Genomic DNA, 20,756 nt, shown 5'->3' with positions numbered 1-20,756 from the left:
AACGTATCAATAACTAGCTGGTTATCTAACAAAATAGATAATCAGCCTCTCAAATAAATAGGAAAGTAAAATGGTTGCGATTAAAACATCCGGTGCGCCTGCAGCAATTGGTCCGTACGTACAAGGCGTGGATTTGGGCAGTATGATCATTACATCAGGTCAATTACCTATCAATCCAGAAACAAAAGTAATGCCAGATGATGTTGCAGAGCAAGCCACTCAATCGTTAGAAAATGCATTGGCGATAATAACTGAAGCTGGCTTAACGGCTAAGAATATTGTCAAGACAACGGTATTTGTAAAAGACCTCAATGATTTCGCACGCATAAATGAAGTTTACGAAGTGTTCTTCAATAAGCATGATGCGCCATTCCCTGCACGTTCTTGTGTTGAAGTGGCTAGATTACCTCTAGACGCGCAAATCGAAATTGAAGTTATCGCTGTTCGGTAGGTTTCTACGCCTTAGTGAAATAAGTCGTTCTAATAAAGAGTGCAACCCAATTCGGTTGCACTCTTTTTTTGTCTTGTTGATCGAGTCTAACGAAACATCGCGAGAGCAGTATCGAGCATTCGATTAGCAAAACCCCATTCGTTATCACACCAAACCAGCATTTTAACCAAATGCCCATTGCTCACTCGAGTAAGGGTTCCATCGACGATTGCACTGTGAGGGTCATGATTAAAGTCGCTGGAAACTAACGGTACCTCAGTATAATCGACAATACCTTGCAATGAATACCTAGAAGCTTCCAATATGGTTTGGTTGATCTCATCAATATTTGCGCTGGCGTGGATTGTGACGCTTAGATCCATGGCTGTGACATTGACGGTGGGAACTCTGACAGAAATGGCTTCAAATTTGTCAGAAAATTTGGGAAATATCCTTCCAATGCCTTTGTGAAGTTTTGTATCGACGGGAATAATCGAATGACTTGCTGCACGGGTTCTGCGAAGGTCTGAGTGGTAAGCGTCAATGACCGGTTGATCATTCATAGATGAATGAATCGTAGTAATGGTGCCGGACTCGATGCCGAAGCTTTCATCCAGTATTTTAATGATAGGAACAATGCAATTGGTGGTGCACGACCCGTTTGAAACAATATGATGTTCTGGTTTCAACGTCTCATGGTTAACACCGTAAATAACCGTGTTATCCAAATCGTTCGAACCTGGGTGTGAAAAAAGAACCTTTTTAGCGCCCGCCTTGATGTGTTTTTCGCCATCAGCTTTGCTGCCATACACACCAGTACAATCCAAAACGATGTCGACCTTGAGGTATTGCCAAGGAAGCGATTCTATATCAGAAAAATGAAAAATTCGGACAGAATCAACGCCATTATTTTCGCGATGAATGAACAGATGACGCTCGTCAAAAGTGATGGGGTTCTTAAAGCGTCCGTGTGTGGAGTCATATTGTAACAAATGAGCCATTGCGTTCGGTTCTGCAAGTTCGTTTACCGCGACAATTTCAATGGTCTTATGTTTATCGCTTTCATACAAAGCCCTGAGAACGTTTCTTCCTATGCGGCCGAAACCATTGATGGCAACTCTAATCATCTTTACATCTTCCTTCAGCTTAACGTGTTAAGCAGATATTAATAATTCGCTTTGTCATCATTTTTTAAAACGATGACAATCATTTATATTTTATCGCGCGCTATAGCAATAGTTTCTTTCATGTCAGAAACCGCTTTGCTTAGTCCATCAAATACAGCGCGACCAATAATAGAGTGACCGATGTTCAACTCATAGATATCAGGAAGGGCAGCAATCGCAGCGACATTGTGATACGTGAGGCCGTGACCAGCATTCACAATAATACCTAGACTGACGGCATAGGTTGCTGCAGTTGAGATTTTCTTGAGTTCAATCTGTTGGTCGAGCTCTGTTTTAGCGTTGGCGTAATGACCAGTATGAAGCTCAATAAATGGAGCCCCACACTCTTTGGCAGCAAAGATTTGTTCATTATCTGCGTCAATAAATAGGGAGACGTTGATACCTGCCTGACAAAGGGTTTGTGTGGCAGCTTTGACTTTATCTAACTGGCCTTTGACGTCTAATCCGCCTTCAGTCGTTAACTCTTCTCGTTTTTCAGGGACGAGACAGACAAACTCTGGTTTTACTTCTAATGCAATCGTTACCATTTCATCGGTAACAGCCATTTCAAGATTCATACGAGTTTGAAGGGTGTCACGAAGAATACGAACATCTCTGTCTTTTATATGGCGTCGATCTTCTCGTAGATGGATGGTGATACCATCTGCGCCTGCTCTTTCTGCTATTTCAGCAGCATGTACAGGGTCTGGGTATTTAGTACCACGTGCGTTTCGTAGTGTGGCAATATGGTCAATATTGACCCCTAATAAAACTGAGTTCATTCTGTTACTCCATTTTTGATTCTGGAATGATAAGTGTTGTGTTCGAGTAGGATGATAAATACGATTTATTATCGACTCTTATACCTTGTTCATCGTGATGTTGGTTCTGCTATAAATCGATAGTTAACAAAGATAAGGCGAAATAGAATTAACTACGGCATTAAAATAGCCGTTTACCAACATTGGGAAAAATTAAAAATATAAAATAACTTCAATTATTATAATTATTAATGGATGTAGGTTGTTCTCGGTTGGTGAGGGATCACCGAAGAAAAGATTAAATAGCAGAGATGCGTGCAGAAATATTGTAGTCGATATTAAACCAAGCCATTTGCATTAGCTCTAACACTGTTTTTTGATGTGTCTTCATCTGTATGATCCTAACAATGCCTATTTGTGTTCTCTATTGTATAGAGCAAGGAATAACATACAAATAATTCCCATGAAAACGTGAACACGTATACGTTTTAAAAATCGGCTTTCTTTAGAAACGATTTTTGTGCATTTCCATTACAATATATTTCGACGTTTCGATCAACTTATCTCTAAACCATTGATGACTCGGATCGTGATTGAACTTCTTTAACCAGATAAGATAATTTGACATCTTTTTGTGGTCAAAAGGAGGGCTAAAGATCTGCAATTTCAAATGATCTTCAAATTGCAACGCTATCGATAATGGGACGACAGTAATGTAATCTGATTGGCTACAAAATAGCAGGTTGTTAAATATTGACCGGCCATGATACGCGACCTTCCGCTTGCCAATATCTATGTTGGTATAGTGCCCAAGGCTGCGCATTTTGTTTCTAGTTCTTTCTAACACAACATGGGTTTCGTCCATATATTGAGATTCTGTCAGTTCGCCTTTAATCCGAGGATGACCTTTTCGGCAGACAATGACGAAGTCACTTTCAAATAATAGTGTTGACTCTATGCTTGGATGATTCGGCGGAAATATATCGACCATCACGTCGAATTTTTGCGTAAGCAAATCGTTGTACATCTTGTCATCATCATCGGGTTGGTCGAAGACTTCTAAGCTAATACCTTTATTTTTTTTATTGGCAAACCTATCGAGAAAAAGCCATTGAAGGTGCTCGGGCGCTGTCATGAAAAACTGCCGATTTGAAGCCTCAGGGTCAAATTCACCAAGGGCCTCAAATACGCGATTAAGTTGTAGAACTGGCCCTTGAATTTGCTCGTATAAGCTCGTTGCATAAGCGGTTGGTACCACACCTCGTCCACTTCGGATAAACAGATCTTGCCCTATCTCATTTTTTAGTCTTGTTAATGAGGTACTGATCGTGGACTGGTTAGTGCTCAAATGTTCTGCGGCCTTACTTAAACTACCGTGTTCCATTACGGCAGAAAACACGGCCAGCAAGTTAAAATTTGGAATATCGTTGCTCATAAGTTGTTGTTCTTCTCCCATTATACATCCCAATACTAATCAATCGTAAAAACGATGTATAGGGCGTTCATTGCCATAATATCAAGCCTTTTTACCGATGATATCGACTGTAGTGTCATTCTACTACGCTAATCTTACATAATACATCGTAATTACGATGTATTGAATTCGGATTGACCTGTGGATTCATGATGGTGAGTCACCTAATAATGACAGCAAGAAATTACTCAACTGTTTTAAAATAATATGAGGTCATTACCATGACTAATACGTTTAAGAAAATGGCTATACCCGCTGCAATTGTGAGTGCTCTACTTACATCGAGTTATGCCACTGCTACTCCTGTTGTAGAAGCAACGTCAAAAATAGGTCAAGAGCTTCAAACTAGCTCTGCGGCTCAGTACCAACATATCGATCTTGACGCACGTTATAAAAGTGACGTTTTATTCGAAAACAAATCAAACCTATTTTGGGGTGAAGGCAAACGTATCCAAGTATTGTCTAAGACAGGTAAGACTTTAGCGTATACAGCAGAATCAGAGAATGTGCATCCAACACTAACCAAACACGGGCGTAAGATGGATCAAGCACTCATTCAAATTGACGACAATGTCTACCTTGGTTACGGTTTCGGGCTAGATACCCCAGTCATGATTGTAGGCGATGACGGTATTATTATCGTCGATCCCGGCGAGTCAGTTCAGATGGCTGAGTCGGTAAAAGAGCAGTTCCGTACGATTACCGATAAGCCAGTAAAAGCGATCATCTATTCTCACAACCATATTGACCACATCTCTGGTGTTCGGGCGTGGGTAACAGACGCAGAAGTGGAATCTGGTGAAGTAAAGGTCATTGCACAAGAAGGGCTAACGGATGCAGTGGCAAACTGGTCTTCAAATCTTGGTACATTATTCGGTCACCGTACTTCTTACACAGGTGCTAAGCATGTTGAAGAAGGAGAGTTTGGCACGGTTAATGATGGGTTAGGTCCTCGTTTCATGCAGGGTGATATCTCATTTATTGAACCTAACATGGCTTTTAAGGATAAGTTAGAGATCACGATTTCTGGTGTTAAATTGGAGATCGTCAATGTGCCTTCTGAAACAAAAGACGAAATCGTTGTTTATCTGCCAGAACAAAAAATTCTACATGCGGCCGAAGTTCTACAGGGGGAAAACTTTCCTAACCTTCACACTATCCGCGGTACTAAGTTTCGCGACCCATCAATGTGGTTCAAAGGCATAGACACTATGCGTCAGTTTGATACGGAGATAATGATAAACTCTCATGGTCGTCCTGTTGAAGGTAAAGAAGCCGTTGCAAACGTCTTAACTGCATACCGAGATGCAATTCAATACACACATGATCAAACCATTCGTTTCATGAACAAAGGGATGACACCCGATGAGCTAGTAGAAGTTGTTAAACTGCCTAAGCATCTTGCTGAACATCCTTGGCTGGGTGAGCATTACGGTACTGTGGCTCATGCTGTTCGTCAGATCTATGTTGGTTACAATGGCTTCTTTGAAGGAGACCCATGGCAGTTAGAGCCGATGGCATATAACCAACGTGCTGTCGCCTTTGTTGAAATAATGGGTGGTCGAGACAATATCATCACGACGGCAAAAGCCGCGATCAAAGCAGAGAACTACACATTTGCAGCGGAGATTTTGTCTTATCCCATTACGGTAAATAAAGATGATTCAGAAGCTCGTCAATTAAAAGCCGCTGCTTATAAGGCGTGGGCAGCAAACCAAGTGAATATCAATTGGCGTAATTGGGCGCTTAATTCAGCGGCAGAATTAGAAGGCACACGCGACTTCTCTAACCTGATTAGTTTTGCTTCTGTTGATGTATTGACTGCGTTACCAAGCAAACAAATCTTCGACATGATGACGTCGACTTTGATTGCTGAGAACACGCTCGATGTACAGATGTCGTTGACATACAACTTTGTGGATACTAACGAATCATTCACTATTGAGATCCGTAACGGTATTGCTCAGCTGCATGAAAAAGCGTTGCTAGGTGCAGATGTCCAAATCAACACCACTCGTGTTGTTCTAAATCAAGTATTAGCAGCGGGACCGAACGCTCAACAGGTTATTGGTAAGAACCTGCAATCCGGTGATTTCACGTTCTCAAACGGTGACATAAAAGGGTTTGGCCAATTTATGAGTTATTTCGATAAACCAATGACCCCTGAAGAGATTATGCTCATTGTTCGTTGATACTTACGGCTGACTTAAGGTCAATTTTCATCATCCCGATAAAAATTGACCTTAATTCAAGAAAACTGACGTCATCCCCATGAAAATGGGGATCTAATATCACCAAGATTCCCGTTTTCACGGGAATGACGAAGTATTTAGCACCAACCGAACAGCAATACGTTTTCACAAGAACAACGATGAATTAATGAATATTTTGTCTTAAATGATTTGGCATAAGCCTTTACTGCCTTTCTTATTTCGAGTTTCAATACCTTGCGTTTCAAGTACCGTATTGTATTCACAATCCACATCAGAAAATATTGGATAGATTTGGTGACTTTTATGAAATTTAAAATCGTAATATTTCTTCTTGTCTTGGTTTCATCTTATAGCTATGCGTGTGGTTTACATCAAAGTACAGGGTTTAATTTTGTTACTGAACCCGGCTCGTTAGAGGTTTTTGAGAATGTTATAGCGGTAAGGCAATCCAATGCTTTGGGGAATGTAAAGAAGCCCGAACATTTTCTACTATATTCCTTTAAAGGTGCGCTCAATAAACCGTATAGCAATAGAATCAATTTCAGTATTTTTGAGGCGATAAAAGGTCACTACAGTGAGGTAACCTTCGGTTATTCTATTGATGTATTGGGCCGTGATACATTACCGACCGGAAATGATGTCTTGTTGATTACTGAGTTAGATGTGCTCGATGCATTAGCCACAAGGTCATTGTCTTGGTCGCAGGCTAAGGAGCAAGAATTAGTTAAAGTTAACGGTCAAGACCATGACGTCGATGTTTTAGATAACTGGTTTACGGCGCTTTTTCCTGACTCTATTCATGAAAGTTAACCATCGCTAATGTCGGTAAGGAACGACGCAAATGTGCACGCTTCTAACTTTATGAACACGCAGTAAGCGGAAGGTTGTTACTCGGTTTAAACTATGTAACCTTAGTGAATAGGCGATGAGAAAAACGGACCAATGCATTAGGGCTAATGTCACCGCATAATGATAATAGGTAAATCAAGGACGTCAAATGAGAAGCGAATACAAGATTCCAAAAATTGGTTTGGGTTTATGGAAGATCAATAAAGAACAGTGTGCTGATACGGTATATAACGCGATTAAACTAGGTTATCGACTGTTAGACAGTGCTTGCGATTATGGCAACGAGAAGGAAGTCGGTGAAGGGATAAAACGCGCTATTGCAGAAGGAATAGTCACCCGGAAAGAGTTGTGGATTACCTCTAAACTCTGGAATACATTCCATAAAAAGGAACATGTAAAACCGGCATTAGAACGTACGCTCTCTGACCTCGGTGTTGACTACCTAGATTCCTATCTTATCCATTTCCCCATCGCTCAACCCTATGTTCCATTTGAGACGCGTTACCCGCCAGAATGGCTGCTTGATCCAGTGGCCGACAAACCAACAATGGAACTCGCACCGGTTCCTTTATATGAAACGTGGCAGGGTATGGAAGCGCTTGTAGAATTGGGTTTGGTTAAAAATATTGGTGTGTGTAATTACAATACCGGACTTTTGAATGACCTAATGGCATACGCAAAAATTAAGCCGTCTGAACTTCAAATTGAGTCTCATCCTTATCTTACCCAGGAAAAGTTAATAAGATTGGCGAACAATTATGGTATTTCAGTGACCTCATTTTCACCTCTAGGTTCGCTCTCTTATCTAGAAATGAACATGGCAGATACGCTGGATTCTGTACTCGAAAAACAGGTGGTTATTGATGCGGCCAAGGCGCATAACAGAACTCCAGCACAGATAGTATTAAGATGGGGAATACAGCGCGGTTGTTCGATTATTCCAAAAAGCACCAACATCGGACGTCTGCAGGAAAACATATCCATCTTTGATTTTTCACTCACAGATAATCAAATGGCGGAGATCTCAGGCCTAAATATTAATCGTCGTTTTAACGACCCCGGTGATTTTTGTGAAGCTGCATTTGACCGCTTTATGCCGATCTACGATTAAGGGAATAGGTAAGGCGAGATAAGGTATAAGTCCGCGATTGCTATCGTCTGACTTTTCCTTAGCTCGCTTTGTTGGTTTGCTTAAACGTGGCGAAGATTGCACGAGATTATGTCGGCTACTCTTCTGAATTCAGTCAGTTCTTGTTCGGTGAGGTTCTCTTGCATTTTATTGTGCATACTGATCTGAGTTTCGGATACTAACTTCATTAACGCTTTACCACCCTCTGTCAGAGTCAAAAACTGGCTTCGTTTGTCCTCAGGGTTAGCACGCTTTGACAACCAACCTTTATCAATCATCTCTTTAATCAGGCGAGCTATCTGCGCTTTATCTCTAGCAAAGAAGTTGACAATATCATTAGCTGTACATGCTTCATTTTTATCTATAAAAGTTAAACACCTGATATGCATAGAGTTTAGACCAATTTCGCTCGCTTTAAGCGTAGAGCGCATAGTTAAACGGCATAAGTGAACCATATTGAAAATAGTGTCAGAGATAGAATCGTTGCTCATAAAAATAACCTCGCAATATAGTTGACATAGTCAACCATTGAGTAATATAGTAGACTTTATCAACTTATTTACTATTTTTCAAGTTAGAGGGAAAAGCTAAATGCGACCAAATAAACCAAAAGCGCGCTTAACGTATGTGTCAAAAATCATCGAACTCTCGCCACATATGCGTCGCATTGTTGTAACCGGAGAAAGTTTACTGGACTTTCCTATTGATTTGGAAGGTTCATATGTGAAGGTGGTCTTGCCGTCACAAGATGAAAATGAACGCAAGATGCGGTCATATACCATTCGCTTTTTTGATCCACAGACGAGAGAGTTGGGACTGGATTTTGTCATCAACCGCCATAATGGTCCTGCGACCGATTGGGCAAGGCAGGCAAAAATTGGAGATAGCATTATGATTGCTGGTCCAGGGCCGATGAAAATGACCAACTACGACCATCATAGCTATTTGTTGGTTGGGGACATAACCTCGATAAATGCAATAAACGGATATGTACCAAGGTTTCGGTCCGGAACGGACGTGAAAGCGATCATTGGGGTTCCTACTCGTGCAGACATAATAGAGATGGATTATGACGATTCACAAAATACAGAATGGTTTGTGGAGGATGAAGCCACGATGACCCTAGAAGAAAAAGTTCTAAAGGTGGCACAGGGGATGCTGAAAGACACTCATGTGTTTTTGGGGTTGGAAGCCAGAAGCATTCGTTCACTTCGCCCTGTATTACAAGAAGACATCGGCCTTGATAGGCTGAATATTTTTGCTGTAGGTTATTGGAAGAAAGGCGTCGATGCTGACCGATTTGGCGCTCAAAAGAAAGCTAACCCAGTATAGACGTTAACGTTATAGTCTATTTATCGACCTTTCGACGCGCTTTTATTCGTTCATGAATGACTTTAGCTGACTTACCCAGTTTTCAACTCGCTTATGTGTTTGTTCCGCTTGTCTTTCCATATCGATAGCAAGGCCGACAAAGAAACCGTTTTTCTCGGCCCTCGATTCCGAATGCGTATAGCCTTTAGAAGGCCACGAACCGATAAGTGTCGCGCCTGCTTCTTCGCATGTCTGCGCAAGGTCGGCCATGGCATCTACAAAAGTGTCGGCGTAGTCGATCTGATCTCCTAAGCCAAAGACCGCAACCTTGGTATCTGTCAGATTAAGATCTTCGATGTCATCGAGTACATAGTCCCAGTCAGACTGAATCTCGCCGTTATTTACTGTAGGCGTACCGAGAATAATAAGGTCATATTGTTCTAGGTCCTCCAACTCTACATCTGCGATGTCGTTGCTATCGATATCAAATTGCTGAGCGATAAGCGCGGCGACTTTTTTTGTCGAACCGGAATCACTTCCATAAAATACGGCGATGTTTGCCATTGTTGTTCTCTCTGTTTATAGGGTTTATACCAATTTTAAGTGTATGGACTAATCGAATGTAGAAACGTTTGGCGTTATTTCCATTCAGCCAATTGATTAAGCAATGACTGTCTATGTTCGACTTGAGATTGTAGTGACGCGATCCCTTGTAAATAGCGTTCATGGTCTCTTGCTGAAAGCTGCTTAAATCGATTCTGGTGTTCAATAAAGTGTTCTACCCCAAGTTTCGCTGGACGTGAATCAAGCTGAAGCGCGGCTTTACCTTTGATTTTTCGTCTAGGATCAAATCGGTAGAGTGGCCACATACCGGTATCGACGAGCCTTTGCTGTTGCTCGATACCTTCAGACATGTCGATACCGTGGGTAATGCACGAAGCGTAAGCGATAATTAAAGATGGTCCGGGGTAAGATTCTGCTTCTTGAATTGCTTTCAAGGTCTGATTCATATTCGCCCCGATGGCGATAGTGGCTACGTAGGCATTGCCATTCATCATGGTGGTAATACCAAGATCTTTTCCTGCTGTCTGTTTACCTTCGCTAGCAAACTTGGCTATGGCACCTGTCGGTGTTGCTTTCGATTGTTGTCCACCGGTATTGGCGTAAACCTGATTGTTTAGGACTATGATGTTGATGTTTTTTTTGCCTGCTAGTACGTGGTCTACGCCGCCATAGCCGATATCAAATGCCCATCCGTCACCCCCCATAATCCATACGGACTTTGCGACTAATGAATTGGCATACTGTGTCATTGAGTGTTTCTCATCAATCCGTTGTTTCAGGTGCCTGATATTCTCGCGTTGCTTCGCGATGCCTCTGACTGAGGAATCGTTAACCAGTTTGATGATATCTTCGAATAGCGGTTTCGGAAGAGAGTCTTGCACGGTTTTAAGTTGAGTCAGTGCGATATCTTGTTCGCTTTCTAACGCCATCCGCATACCCAGACCAAACTCTGCGTTATCCTCAAACAGGGAGTTTGCCCATGCAGGCCCTTGCCCTTGTTTGTTTTGGCTATAAGGTGTGGTGGGTAGATTTCCTCCATATATCGAAGAGCACCCCGTTGCGTTGGCAATCAGCATATGATCACCGTACAGCTGAGTGAGCACTTTAATATAAGGGGTTTCCCCACAGCCAGAGCAGGCTCCTGAAAACTCAAGTAATGGCTCCAAAAGCTGGCTGCTTCGGGCATCGATGCGTTTGATTTCGATAGGTTTAAGCTCGGGTAATTGGGTGAAATATTCAAAATTCTGGTTTTGTTCTTTTGATACTGATGCCCTAGCTACCATTTCCAATGCTTTTTTTGAAACATCGCTTTCATTCAGACTAGGGCACATATCCACGCAAAGCTGGCAGCCAGTGCAATCCTGAGGTGAAATTTGAAGGGTGTATCTTTCACCATGGAAATCGCGCAATTTATAGTCTGTAGTTATGAAGGATTTAGGCGCATCCTTTAATGGCAAGGTGCGGCTGACCACTTTTACTCGAATAGCGGAATGAGGACAGACTAAGCTGCAGATATTGCATTGGGTACAACTTTCTTTATCCCATTGTGGGACAAAACTTGCTATATCTCGTTTTTCCCATTTGCTGGTGGCCGTGGGCCACTGACCATCAACGGGAAAGACACTTACAGGTAATTGATCGCCACGGTTTTGTAAAAGTTCAGCCGTTATGTTTTTTACAAACTCTGGGGCATGATGCGAAACAATTGGCACGTTTTCAGGCTTTTTCAATGTGTTAACATTGGGTAAAACCTCAAATAAAACGGCTTCGGTTTTCGCTACCGTCGCCAGATTGGCATGGATTAACTTATCCCCCTTACGTTGATAGGTTTGTTTTATGGCTTCGTTTTGTCGTTCAAATGCCTGCTTAGGTGTGAGTAATTCGGTCAATAAAAAGAAAGCACGCTGCATAATATTGTTAATACGACCGCGAATACCGTATCGGTTTGCGAGGTCGTTGGCATCGATTGTGTAAATCTTTAAATTCTTTGTAAGGATATGGTTTTGTTCGCGGTAATTGAGCTGGCTCCACAACTCGTCTGCGGAATGGACCGAATTAAATAGAACGGTTGCACCCCGTTTGGCATGGGCAAGAATGTCGTTGTTTTTAAGCAGGCTAAACTGGTGACAACCAAGGAAGTCGGCTTCATCTATGAGATAAGGTGCATCAATTAGGGTGTTATTGAATCGCAAATGAGAGGTAGTCATCCCCCCACTTTTTTTGGAGTCATAAACAAAATAACCTTGGGTAAACCAAGGGCTGTCGGAGCCCACTATTTTGATGGTGTTTTTATTTGCACCGACGGTACCGTCTGCTCCTAACCCATAAAAAAGCGCCCGGAGTGTTGATTCATCGTAGTCGATGCTTGAATGAACTAACGGTAGCGAAAGATTGGTAACGTCATCGGTTATACCGACCGTAAAGCTCTGAAAAATGGTACCAGACTCTATAGCCGTATAGATTGACTCTGCATGGTTAGGGGTAAACTCTTTAGATGAAAGACCGTATCGACCACCAAAAACCTTCGGGGTAGGGGTGTTATGGTGTGCGTGCCAATCTCGTGAAATTGCGACAACGATATCGAGATAAAGTGGTTCGCCGATGGCGCCAGGTTCTTTGGTCCGGTCCAGTACTGCAATGTTTTGAATCGTTGATGGTATAACGCTTAAGCAATGCTCTACAGAAAAGGGGCGGAATAGATGAACGCATAGAACACCGACGTGTTTACCCTTTTTTTGCAATCCAGCAACGGTTTGCTTCACGGTGCTTGTGGCGGAGCCCATCACGACGATAAGTGCGGAGGCTGTTTCATCACCAATATATTGAAAAGGGTGGTAATGACGTCCGGTAAGTTCGCCAAATTTGTCCATCATGTCGACGACGATGTTAGGGCAGGTATCGTAATAGCGGTTTACCGCTTCCCTTGCTTGAAAGTAGGTGTCTGGGTTCTGAGAAGACCCTCTGAGTGTCGGGGCGTCTGGTGTCAGTCTTCGCTGAAAGTTTTGCGTAATGGTGTTTTCATCTAGCATCTTTTCTATTGTGTCATTATGGATAGTTTGAACGTGGTTTAGCTCATGAGAGGTCCTGAATCCATCAAAAAAGTGCACAAAGGGGATGCGGCTTTGTAACGTGGCAGCTTGAGCAATTAATGCTAAGTCGTGGGCTTGTTGGCTGTTATTACCTGAAAGTATAGCAAAGCCAGTTTGACGTACGGCCATCACATCGGAGTGATCGCAAAGGATAGAAAGGGCGTGTGTTGCCACTGTTCTCGCCGCAACATGCAGTACAAAGGGAGTGAGTTCGCCCGCTATCTTATACATGTTTGGGACCATTAATAACAATCCCTGTGATGAGGTAAAAGAGGTGGCCAAAGAGCCTGCCGTTAATGCCCCGTGTACAAGACCTGCCGCTCCGGCTTCCGACTGCATCTCGTAAATACTGGGTATGACGCCTCGGAAGTTAGTGACTTGGTCATTCGTCCACTCTTCGCAATGCTCTGCCATGGCTGAAGATGGTGTGATCGGATAGATGCCGATGACATCGTTACAACGGTAAGCGACAGAAGCTGCGGCTTCATTGCCGTCCATTATCCTAATCTCTGTTTCTTTTTTATCGGTGGTGGTACCCACCTTTTTGCTCATGTTCATGTTCTACCTCAGTCGTGGTTAGGAGCACTTGGGTCGTATCCTTTGGCCCACTGGCGAATGATATCCATGTCTTCTTGCTTGCGTTTTTCAGCATTGTCATCGGTGATTTGGCTAAAAACATATTGAGGTTTGTTGGAACGACTGGTTTTCAAAACCAGGGTAATGTCTTGATGCAAAGCCAATAGGATGAAGCCGGATGTCACGGCATAAAATAGATACAAAAAGTGCTTTCTCATGCCTATGACTCCTCAACAGAAATGGCGATTGGTTGCTCGTTTTTGAGGTGTATATTGGTGCGCTTGTTTTGAGTTAGTTTGTCCTTTTTTCTGGTAGGATTTTTTTTGCTCCTTTTCGGTTTGGTTACCTGTTTGTACCACTCTTTAATAAAGAGCAGATAGTCGGTCATCGCATTAATAGGGCAGAGGGTTTTACACCAAGGACGATGAATGAACAACGAGGTGATAAGCAGCAAAATAGTTGGTATAAATAGGTAGATAGAGCCCACCATGCTGAACATAATACCGAATGGTTCAAAGGTGAATGCCGCCGGATTTCTAAAGTACAAACCACCGCTCAACGTCGCCAATAAAATAAGCCTTGGGAACCAATGGAAGGCTTTGTGTTTAAGGCTGATGGTTTTCGCGTTGGTAAGCTTAGAGAGACATTGTTGAGTGGTACCCATCGGGCAGATCATCTGACAGTAGATATTTTTGTTGAACAAAAGGATATAAACGACACTGAGTATCAGAAGAATAATGGCCGTATAGTTTCCAAGGCCTGATGCCCATGCGCCCGAGATTAATATGCCCATGGTGGCCGAAGAAACCAATGCGGCCGAGTAGAAACCAAATATAAGCAGAGCGGAAATCATCACGGCCCATTGCATCTTGTTTTTATGGATGCTGGTAGAGCGGCTGATATAAATGGCCAATAGGAAGAACACCACTGCGAGTCCATCAAGAAAGCCTACCGTATCAAATGGGCTAGACGCTTCTTTTAGGCGATAGCCAAATATCTGTTCACGAATTGGGTCCACGGCATTATTCGCGGCGTTGAGAATGCCATTCGAAGATAGCGTTGCGCCGCTTATGGCATCTACGTGAATCTGACTTCTGCCCATTGTGCTAAGGAATTTATTCACTAAACCATGTTCAATCACCTTGTTGACATAAGAGGCGGTGTCCTTGATGGATAGGATACTGGCTTGTTCAATGGTGCCTTGTATATTCATACGGATTGCGACGCTAAGCTCACCACCGTAGCCAACCCCTTGTCCGACGCCTAACCATGCTTTTTGTTCGTTGTTTTCGATGATTTTGTAAAGGTTATCGTCAACCTTAACGAGTTGCTGGTTCTCTTCTAGCAACGAATTTAGCATGGTGCTTTGACGCTGAGATATCTCAACGCCGCCAAACCACCAAGCGGCAATAAGCAACAATAACGAAGCTATAGCGGCAATTTTTTCGACGACAAGGTTAGATTTCTTTTTAGATCTTCGAGCCATGACCTACCTACCAAAAGGGTATAAGCGTAATTTTTGCTCATGGTAGCGTTATAGCGAATGGTATAAAGGTAGATAACAACCCATTTCAGATACAAAAAGTCCAAACATGGTTAAGGTTGATTTTCATCAATGGTTAGGGGGAATGATGAGTTATGTTTTCCCCCAATGATATATTTAGGCTCGAAATAAGGTCAGCTATTGTTGTGTATTAAATCGATGATTTAGTTCCAATGAAAGATAGAAAGACCGAGTGTTTGCCCGCGAAAATTCTAATTGGTCCACCTTCATAAATTTGCTACTGAGTATACTGTAGTTTGGTCTATTTGATGGCAGAGTGGGGCGCTTGTTCATAGGCCCGACTTGATAGATATAGTAATCCGGGTCTTCAATCAGGATGCTCTCGATGTTAAATTTGGCAACCTTGCGCCCCGTGGGCGCGATAAGGTTGCCGCCCGCAGCGCCGATAATACCGTTCACAATACTCTTATCTCCTGCCACCATAAATGGGCTTTCTGTTACTTCAAAGACCACCCTTGGTTTCTGCCTTAATGGTTGAATTTGTTCGCGAATATGAACAAGCTCTTGGACAAGTTTATCGGCCTCAGACGGCCTATTTACCCGCTCACCTAAGCTTGTTATTTGCGTAAGAATTTGATCCAACGTGACGGGGTCGTACTTCATCACCTCTACGTCCAGTTGCTGCGACATATACTCAGAAAAAAATCGATTTGAGCTGATGATAAGAAGGTCAGGTTTTAGGCCTTTTAGCAACTCGACATTTGGCTTGATGTGAGAACCTACCTTTAGCGCATTGGGGAAGTCGTCGTTACTGCGAGTAACGCCGACTACCTTGTCCTGAACGCCAAGTTTAATCAATATATCACCGGCTGCGGGTGCAAGTAGGACAATTCTTTCGTAGGCTAAAGCTTCAGGAACAGAAACTAAAGCTAGTAGTATCAGAAGACACCGTAACATCGTAGACCTCGGAGAGTAGTTGTGGGGTTACTTGGTCCCTAAGGACATCATAGATAAGCTCCCCTTTTTTAAAGAAAAGGAACCGTTCAAAATAGCGATACGCAAGGTTGATATCGTGTACAGAAGTGATGACCGTCTGCGGTAATTGGTGTAGGTGGTCAAATATCTCTAATGTATGACGGATATCTAAGCTGGAGTTAGGCTCATCTAAATAGATAATCGGCGCTTCCTGATTTAACACGCGCGCTAACATTACTCGGCGTTTTTCACCGCCAGAGAGGTCTGAATAACTGCGTTTCTTATACTGTTCGATATCCAGTAACTTCAGCAGCTCGATGGTCTTGTCTTTATCCTGTTGTTGGAACTCATTGGTTTTCAAGTGGACATATCTTCCGAGCAGCGCAACCTCAAGGACGCTAAACGGAAATGAGATATCTGAAAACTGGGGTAGAACGGAAAACAGTCTCGCCCGTTCTGCATGAGTGATCTCTTCCAATGGTTGCTGCTGATAAAATATGGACTGTTGAGGGCTTTCTATTAACCCAGCAAGCAAATTTATCAGTGTACTTTTTCCGCAACCGTTTTCGCCCATTAGTGCCACTTTCTCACCAGATTCTATGGTTAATGAAGGGACGTTAAGGGAGAAATCGCTCCTGCGATATTCTAGATTTTGAATCTTGATATTAGCCATTCCAGAAGTGCTCCCTTCGGTGCTTTAACAGATAGAAGAAGAACGCACCACCGAATACCGCCGTCATAATACCGACGGGTAGCTCAGCCCCACCCGGAATTATCACTCTCGCAATCGTATCCGATGCCATAAGAAGAAATGCACCAAACAGACTGGAATAAAAGATATTATGTTTCATATCGCTGCCAAAAAGACTGCGAGAAATATGAGGAACGATAAGACCAACAAAGCCGATAATCCCTGAAAAACTGACCGCTACCGAAACCAGTAAGGTCGAGGCGATAAACACTTTAGAACGGAGGCGATGGACATTGACACCAAGGCTCTGCGCCGAGTGTTCATCTAGAGCCAAGATGTTCAGTTTCATTGAATTACGATGAAGATAAAAGAAGACGCCAGAAAACAATAAGGTGCAGATAGTTAGCCTTTCTATGTTGACCATAAAAATACCCCCCATTAACCAATAGACAATGGAGTTTAGTGAGTCCTCAAAATAGTACTTAGAAAAGCTTATCACCGCCGAGGCGACCACATTCATGACGACCCCTGCTAAGATCATCGTAATTGGATTAATTCGACCGGCGGTTAGGGACATCCGATAAACCATCGTGAGTCCACCTAACCCTGTTATAAAAGCAAATACAGAGACAAAGTGAACTGGCATGCCAAGGGAAATGGCTAACACGGCCCCTAATGCTGAAGACGAAGCCGCGCCAGTGGTAAAGCTGTCAGCCAAAGGATTTTTCAACGTAAGTTGATAGATACTGCCGCTAAGACCGAGCATAGCACCGATAACGGCCGAAAATAACACTCTAGGTACCCGAAGTTCGGTCAGAATTTTGTATTCGATCGGCGACATATCAAAAGGGTTGATCCAATTGGGACCGATTAGCGTTGAAAGCAGCATACAAACAATAAAGAGAGTAACTAATGTCCACCTCATGCTTCGACCTTATATACAATTCGATTAGCAACAAACAGCAGTATGAGAGTTAAAACAAACAATATAGCCAATGACGAGGTATTAAATGGGGTATCCAACAGAGAAGAACGAATGAGATCTGCGCTGTAAGTGAGTGGAGAAAACTTGGCCAGTATCTGAATAACCATAGGCATCTGATCGACAGGAAAAAATGTACCGGAAAGAAACATCATCGGGGTAATCACAAATGAGTTCATGGTCGCCTGATCTCTATGATTTTTCATTTTGAGTGAAATGATAAAACCAATAAGCGCAAAGGCAATTAGATGCAGCAGCAACGCCAAGGCAAACTGAATTGAAAAATGCAAAGTGATACCACAAAAAACGCTATAAATTGCCACTATAGCGACAGGAATCATGCCTTTGGTGACACCATAAGCCACTTCGCCAGCCACGATTTGCCACCGCTGGTTAGGTGCCAACAGGTACTCCTCAAAGATCTTAAGATAGAAACGACTGATATTGATTTCGCTCGCGATATTATAGCTATGGTTCATGCTCGACATCGCTACAAGTCCCGGTAACAAAAATGTGAGATATTCGATACCTTCAACGGTGGTTCCTTTGCCTACGCCATAGCCGAATGCCATCAGATATAGGAACGGAGGAACTGCTGCTGCCAATATGACACGGACAATCTTTTTCTTTAATACGGTGCATTCCCGATAGTAAATGCCTACGACACCATCAAGCATTCTTTATTAGCCTTTTTCCAGTGAAATGAAGGAAAACATCTTCCAATGTGGTTTCTCTGACGCTGGTTTCTCTGACTCTCGTTTTCTTAGAACTGGTTTCCATAGGTTCGTTAGAGATATTAGCGAGTCTTTCCAATGCTTGCTCTTGGTCATCAAAAAACTCTTGATGGAAGTCCTCGGTTTCTATTTCAAGAACATAGCGCCCCAAGCTGTGCTTGAGCGTTTCTGCGGTTCCTTGTGTGATTATTTTCCCGCTATCTATAAAGATAACGCGATCCGCTAATCGTTCGGCTTCCTCTATATAGTGAGTAGTGAGAAAAATGGTGCAGTTGCGTTCTTTGTTGATTTTATTGAGAAAAGACCACATTTTCCTTCGACTATGAGGGTCCAAACCCACGGTAGGCTCATCCAAAAATAAGATCTTCGGTTTGTGCATCAGTGCGCGAGCGATAACCAGTTTTCTCTTCATTCCGCCTGATAGCTTTGAGGCCGGTTTGTCTTTATGCTCTGTTAGCCCGGCGAACTCGAGACACTCATCGATGGCTCGTGCAAGGTCAGCACCGCGCATTTTGTACAATAACCCGTGAACCTTAAGGTTCTCAACCGAGGTGAGCTCTCGGTCAACATTATTGTGTTGAGGAACAACCCCGATTAATCGCCTCAGTTCATGTCTGTCAGAGCGATTTTCTGCTTTCTCATAAAGAATCTGACCAGAGTCGGGTTCGAGCAGTCCAGTCATCATTTTGATTGTTGTGGTTTTTCCTGCTCCATTCGGCCCCAGAAAGGCACATACTTCTCCGCGACGAAGGGAAAAACTCATCTCATCGACAGCTTTGCTTTTACCAAAATACCGGGTTAATGACTTAACCTCGATGAAAGCGTGGTCGGTGTGATGTTGATCTGAAATCATGGTAGTACCGCTCTTTCTATTAAATGAAGGTGATCAACGTTGTTAGCGCAGGGCTATGTTGGCATCTTTTGCCGCATCAATTAGGTGTTGAAGATACACCTTCTGAATCGACTCTTTACTACCTAAGCCTTCGAGGACAGGCGTAACTTTGATGTTCTGTTTTGACAGCATCATTTTCCATGAATCGTCTTCATCACCCGCCATATCTATACTTGCATGGTTTCCGGCGACAACCATCAGAGGTCTAATAGTGACACTTTGTATGGCATCATTGTTTAACTGCTCCATTATATTGTCGAAGTTAGGATAGCCTTCTACTAGACCAACATAGATATTTACGTCGGGGTAACGTTTATTCATCACCTCTTGCAATTCATAATAGAGACCAGTAGAAAGATGGTCGTTACCATGACCCATATAGATCAAAGCAGTGTTGCTTTCCTTTGCTCGTTTCACATCGCTAGCGAGTGCTTCAGCCAATTGGTCTAAGTCTTCTCGGTACGGCTGATGTGATCCCCATGTGCCCATTAACGGGCGTCCAAGAACGACCTTATTAAACGGTTTCCATTTCTCTTTTATTGTCTGAATGGAAGCCAGAGCGTCGACTGTGGCTTTAAGATCGATAAACTCTTCACCGTGTGATAACAGAGTCGTTTGAACCACGATATTCTTATAGCCCTCGTTTTGTAGATCAGCCATCGTACCGAGTACATTCTTCACTTGGTAAAAACCTTGTGGTACCTCGGGATGATTTTTTTGATATTCCTCATCCGATGCACGTCTATGCCAGATCTTACGAATAATACTTGAGGTAAATGCAAATCGAACGGGTGTATCAGGGTAGGCGTTTTGTACCTGTTCTTGTATGCCAATAAGTGACCCGATTGCCGTGTCATAGCTTGTACCAAATGCGGCGAGTACAATAGCGGATTTTTCTGTTTTAGCGGGTGGTTCAGAAGCATGAGTTACAGGGATAAGAGGCAAGGTGGTCAATAGCCCGATAGAGATGATCTTTAGTGCCTTGCGCGGTATTTTATTTATATTAAACATATAATTAAAACGGTTAGATTTTAACATTTTTATATTCCGTAAGTTTGAGTACAACGTCCTTTCCATCATATGGTGAGTCTATTGATGGCGTTCGTGTGCTCATTATTATTGGCTTACAGGATTGAATATCGGGCCTGGTCATAGATAGACCAGTAAACCACGAGTAACCCGCTCGCCTTTACAAACTCTAGTTTCAGAGTTTTTATCATTATTCAGGCAGGTCTCCTGGCTTTTGGGTCAACATCTGGCAGCGCGCCTTCCCGGATACTATCCAGTGGACTAATGTCTGCCGACTCTCCAATTACAGTTGCGGGCACAGCTCAAGCATCTAACTTGATTCCCTATTAAGTGTTATTTCACCTAAACACAGAATTAATGGGCATTGAATGATGTCCATTAATTCTG

Annotated in this window: 19 protein-coding genes and 1 riboswitch; of the genes, 5 read left to right on the top strand and 14 right to left on the bottom strand. The window is 42.8% G+C overall.

Annotated elements, in window-relative coordinates:
- Positions 1-70: 70 nt before the first annotated feature.
- Positions 71-451 (top strand): RidA family protein, encoded by a 381-nt coding sequence (locus tag IUZ65_RS18085; protein ID WP_195705428.1) that lies wholly within the window; start codon positions 71-73, stop codon positions 449-451.
- 86 nt (positions 452-537) lie between these two features.
- Here IUZ65_RS18085 and epd read toward each other — a convergent pair whose 3' ends face one another.
- From epd to IUZ65_RS18070, 3 genes are all read right to left on the bottom strand, one after another.
- Positions 538-1,557 carry an erythrose-4-phosphate dehydrogenase gene (gene epd / locus IUZ65_RS18080; protein ID WP_195705427.1) on the bottom strand — a complete coding sequence of 340 codons (1,020 nt, stop codon included), beginning with the start codon at positions 1,555-1,557 and terminating at the stop codon, positions 538-540.
- 83 nt (positions 1,558-1,640) lie between these two features.
- Complete coding sequence (gene pdxJ, locus IUZ65_RS18075) at positions 1,641-2,378, bottom strand: pyridoxine 5'-phosphate synthase (RefSeq protein ID WP_195705426.1); 738 nt, start codon at positions 2,376-2,378, stop codon at positions 1,641-1,643.
- A 484-nt stretch (positions 2,379-2,862) separates the two neighbouring features.
- The gene (locus IUZ65_RS18070; RefSeq protein ID WP_195706424.1) at positions 2,863-3,792 is read right to left on the bottom strand and encodes a LysR family transcriptional regulator; all 930 of its coding nucleotides are present in this window, start codon (positions 3,790-3,792) and stop codon (positions 2,863-2,865) included.
- Between the two features lie 260 nt (positions 3,793-4,052).
- On the opposite strand from IUZ65_RS18070, the gene IUZ65_RS18065 reads away from it, so the two are divergent.
- The 3 genes from IUZ65_RS18065 to IUZ65_RS18055 all read left to right on the top strand — a co-directional run bounded on the left by IUZ65_RS18065 (position 4,053) and on the right by IUZ65_RS18055 (position 8,004).
- Complete coding sequence (locus IUZ65_RS18065) at positions 4,053-6,023, top strand: alkyl sulfatase dimerization domain-containing protein (protein ID WP_195705425.1); 1,971 nt, start codon at positions 4,053-4,055, stop codon at positions 6,021-6,023.
- Between the two features lie 324 nt (positions 6,024-6,347).
- Positions 6,348-6,854 (top strand): hypothetical protein, encoded by a 507-nt coding sequence (locus IUZ65_RS18060; RefSeq protein ID WP_195705424.1) that lies wholly within the window; start codon positions 6,348-6,350, stop codon positions 6,852-6,854.
- A gap of 187 nt (positions 6,855-7,041) precedes the next feature.
- Positions 7,042-8,004 (top strand): aldo/keto reductase, encoded by a 963-nt coding sequence (locus tag IUZ65_RS18055; protein WP_195705423.1) that lies wholly within the window; start codon positions 7,042-7,044, stop codon positions 8,002-8,004.
- 80 nt (positions 8,005-8,084) lie between these two features.
- On the opposite strand, the gene IUZ65_RS18050 is transcribed toward IUZ65_RS18055, so the two are convergent.
- Positions 8,085-8,513, bottom strand: coding sequence for a MarR family winged helix-turn-helix transcriptional regulator (locus IUZ65_RS18050; protein WP_195705422.1), 429 nt, complete (start codon positions 8,511-8,513; stop codon positions 8,085-8,087).
- A gap of 100 nt (positions 8,514-8,613) precedes the next feature.
- Between IUZ65_RS18050 and IUZ65_RS18045 the strand changes: the two genes are divergently transcribed.
- Complete coding sequence (locus IUZ65_RS18045; protein WP_195705421.1) at positions 8,614-9,354, top strand: siderophore-interacting protein; 741 nt, start codon at positions 8,614-8,616, stop codon at positions 9,352-9,354.
- 42 nt (positions 9,355-9,396) lie between these two features.
- Here IUZ65_RS18045 and IUZ65_RS18040 read toward each other — a convergent pair whose 3' ends face one another.
- From IUZ65_RS18040 to IUZ65_RS17995, 10 genes are all read right to left on the bottom strand, one after another.
- Complete coding sequence (locus IUZ65_RS18040) at positions 9,397-9,897, bottom strand: flavodoxin (protein WP_195705420.1); 501 nt, start codon at positions 9,895-9,897, stop codon at positions 9,397-9,399.
- Positions 9,898-9,971: 74 nt separating this feature from the next.
- On the bottom strand, positions 9,972-13,544 hold the full coding sequence (gene nifJ, locus IUZ65_RS18035) for a pyruvate:ferredoxin (flavodoxin) oxidoreductase (RefSeq protein ID WP_229638236.1): 3,573 nt from the start codon (positions 13,542-13,544) through the stop codon (positions 9,972-9,974).
- An 8-nt stretch (positions 13,545-13,552) separates the two neighbouring features.
- Positions 13,553-13,780 (bottom strand): hypothetical protein, encoded by a 228-nt coding sequence (locus tag IUZ65_RS18030; RefSeq protein ID WP_195705419.1) that lies wholly within the window; start codon positions 13,778-13,780, stop codon positions 13,553-13,555.
- A 2-nt stretch (positions 13,781-13,782) separates the two neighbouring features.
- Positions 13,783-15,048: a 4Fe-4S binding protein gene (locus IUZ65_RS18025; RefSeq protein WP_195705418.1), complete on the bottom strand. Its 1,266-nt coding sequence runs from the start codon at positions 15,046-15,048 to the stop codon at positions 13,783-13,785.
- Positions 15,049-15,243: 195 nt separating this feature from the next.
- A complete protein-coding gene (locus tag IUZ65_RS18020; RefSeq protein WP_195705417.1) occupies positions 15,244-16,023 on the bottom strand; it encodes an ABC transporter substrate-binding protein in 780 nt (259 codons plus the stop codon).
- A complete protein-coding gene (locus IUZ65_RS18015) occupies positions 15,977-16,714 on the bottom strand; it encodes an ABC transporter ATP-binding protein (protein ID WP_195705416.1) in 738 nt (245 codons plus the stop codon). The genes IUZ65_RS18020 and IUZ65_RS18015 overlap by 47 nt, the downstream gene beginning before the upstream one ends.
- A complete protein-coding gene (locus IUZ65_RS18010) occupies positions 16,707-17,657 on the bottom strand; it encodes a FecCD family ABC transporter permease (RefSeq protein ID WP_195705415.1) in 951 nt (316 codons plus the stop codon). The genes IUZ65_RS18015 and IUZ65_RS18010 overlap by 8 nt, the downstream gene beginning before the upstream one ends.
- A complete protein-coding gene (locus tag IUZ65_RS18005; protein ID WP_195705414.1) occupies positions 17,654-18,391 on the bottom strand; it encodes an ABC transporter permease in 738 nt (245 codons plus the stop codon). Before IUZ65_RS18005 ends, IUZ65_RS18010 begins: the two co-directional genes overlap by 4 nt.
- Positions 18,384-19,301, bottom strand: coding sequence for an ABC transporter ATP-binding protein (locus tag IUZ65_RS18000; RefSeq protein WP_195705413.1), 918 nt, complete (start codon positions 19,299-19,301; stop codon positions 18,384-18,386). Before IUZ65_RS18000 ends, IUZ65_RS18005 begins: the two co-directional genes overlap by 8 nt.
- A 42-nt stretch (positions 19,302-19,343) precedes the next feature.
- Positions 19,344-20,378 (bottom strand): sirohydrochlorin cobaltochelatase, encoded by a 1,035-nt coding sequence (locus IUZ65_RS17995; RefSeq protein WP_229638235.1) that lies wholly within the window; start codon positions 20,376-20,378, stop codon positions 19,344-19,346.
- Positions 20,379-20,549: 171 nt separating this feature from the next.
- A riboswitch (cobalamin riboswitch) is annotated at positions 20,550-20,730 on the bottom strand.
- Positions 20,731-20,756: the final 26 nt, after the last annotated feature.

Origin of the sequence: Vibrio sp. VB16 (assembly GCF_015594925.2) — a bacterium.
Lineage (GTDB): Bacteria > Pseudomonadota > Gammaproteobacteria > Enterobacterales > Vibrionaceae > Vibrio.
The sequence above is the reverse complement of the archived record's forward strand: the minus strand, read 5'-3'. Positions and strand labels throughout refer to the sequence as shown.

What these genes read in the sequence shown, in the direction of transcription:
- IUZ65_RS18085 (WP_195705428.1), top strand. Translation starts at nt 71, where the DNA reads ATGGTTGCGATTAAAACATCCGGTGCGCCTGCAGCAATTGGTCCGTAC.
- epd (WP_195705427.1), bottom strand. Translation starts at nt 1,557, where the DNA reads ATGATTAGAGTTGCCATCAATGGTTTCGGCCGCATAGGAAGAAACGTT.
- pdxJ (WP_195705426.1), bottom strand. Translation starts at nt 2,378, where the DNA reads ATGAACTCAGTTTTATTAGGGGTCAATATTGACCATATTGCCACACTA.
- IUZ65_RS18070 (WP_195706424.1), bottom strand. Translation starts at nt 3,792, where the DNA reads ATGAGCAACGATATTCCAAATTTTAACTTGCTGGCCGTGTTTTCTGCC.
- IUZ65_RS18065 (WP_195705425.1), top strand. Translation starts at nt 4,053, where the DNA reads ATGACTAATACGTTTAAGAAAATGGCTATACCCGCTGCAATTGTGAGT.
- IUZ65_RS18060 (WP_195705424.1), top strand. Translation starts at nt 6,348, where the DNA reads ATGAAATTTAAAATCGTAATATTTCTTCTTGTCTTGGTTTCATCTTAT.
- IUZ65_RS18055 (WP_195705423.1), top strand. Translation starts at nt 7,042, where the DNA reads ATGAGAAGCGAATACAAGATTCCAAAAATTGGTTTGGGTTTATGGAAG.
- IUZ65_RS18050 (WP_195705422.1), bottom strand. Translation starts at nt 8,513, where the DNA reads ATGAGCAACGATTCTATCTCTGACACTATTTTCAATATGGTTCACTTA.
- IUZ65_RS18045 (WP_195705421.1), top strand. Translation starts at nt 8,614, where the DNA reads ATGCGACCAAATAAACCAAAAGCGCGCTTAACGTATGTGTCAAAAATC.
- IUZ65_RS18040 (WP_195705420.1), bottom strand. Translation starts at nt 9,897, where the DNA reads ATGGCAAACATCGCCGTATTTTATGGAAGTGATTCCGGTTCGACAAAA.
- nifJ (WP_229638236.1), bottom strand. Translation starts at nt 13,544, where the DNA reads ATGAACATGAGCAAAAAGGTGGGTACCACCACCGATAAAAAAGAAACA.
- IUZ65_RS18030 (WP_195705419.1), bottom strand. Translation starts at nt 13,780, where the DNA reads ATGAGAAAGCACTTTTTGTATCTATTTTATGCCGTGACATCCGGCTTC.
- IUZ65_RS18025 (WP_195705418.1), bottom strand. Translation starts at nt 15,048, where the DNA reads ATGGCTCGAAGATCTAAAAAGAAATCTAACCTTGTCGTCGAAAAAATT.
- IUZ65_RS18020 (WP_195705417.1), bottom strand. Translation starts at nt 16,023, where the DNA reads ATGTTACGGTGTCTTCTGATACTACTAGCTTTAGTTTCTGTTCCTGAA.
- IUZ65_RS18015 (WP_195705416.1), bottom strand. Translation starts at nt 16,714, where the DNA reads ATGGCTAATATCAAGATTCAAAATCTAGAATATCGCAGGAGCGATTTC.
- IUZ65_RS18010 (WP_195705415.1), bottom strand. Translation starts at nt 17,657, where the DNA reads ATGAGGTGGACATTAGTTACTCTCTTTATTGTTTGTATGCTGCTTTCA.
- IUZ65_RS18005 (WP_195705414.1), bottom strand. Translation starts at nt 18,391, where the DNA reads ATGCTTGATGGTGTCGTAGGCATTTACTATCGGGAATGCACCGTATTA.
- IUZ65_RS18000 (WP_195705413.1), bottom strand. Translation starts at nt 19,301, where the DNA reads ATGATTTCAGATCAACATCACACCGACCACGCTTTCATCGAGGTTAAG.
- IUZ65_RS17995 (WP_229638235.1), bottom strand. Translation starts at nt 20,378, where the DNA reads ATGTTAAAATCTAACCGTTTTAATTATATGTTTAATATAAATAAAATA.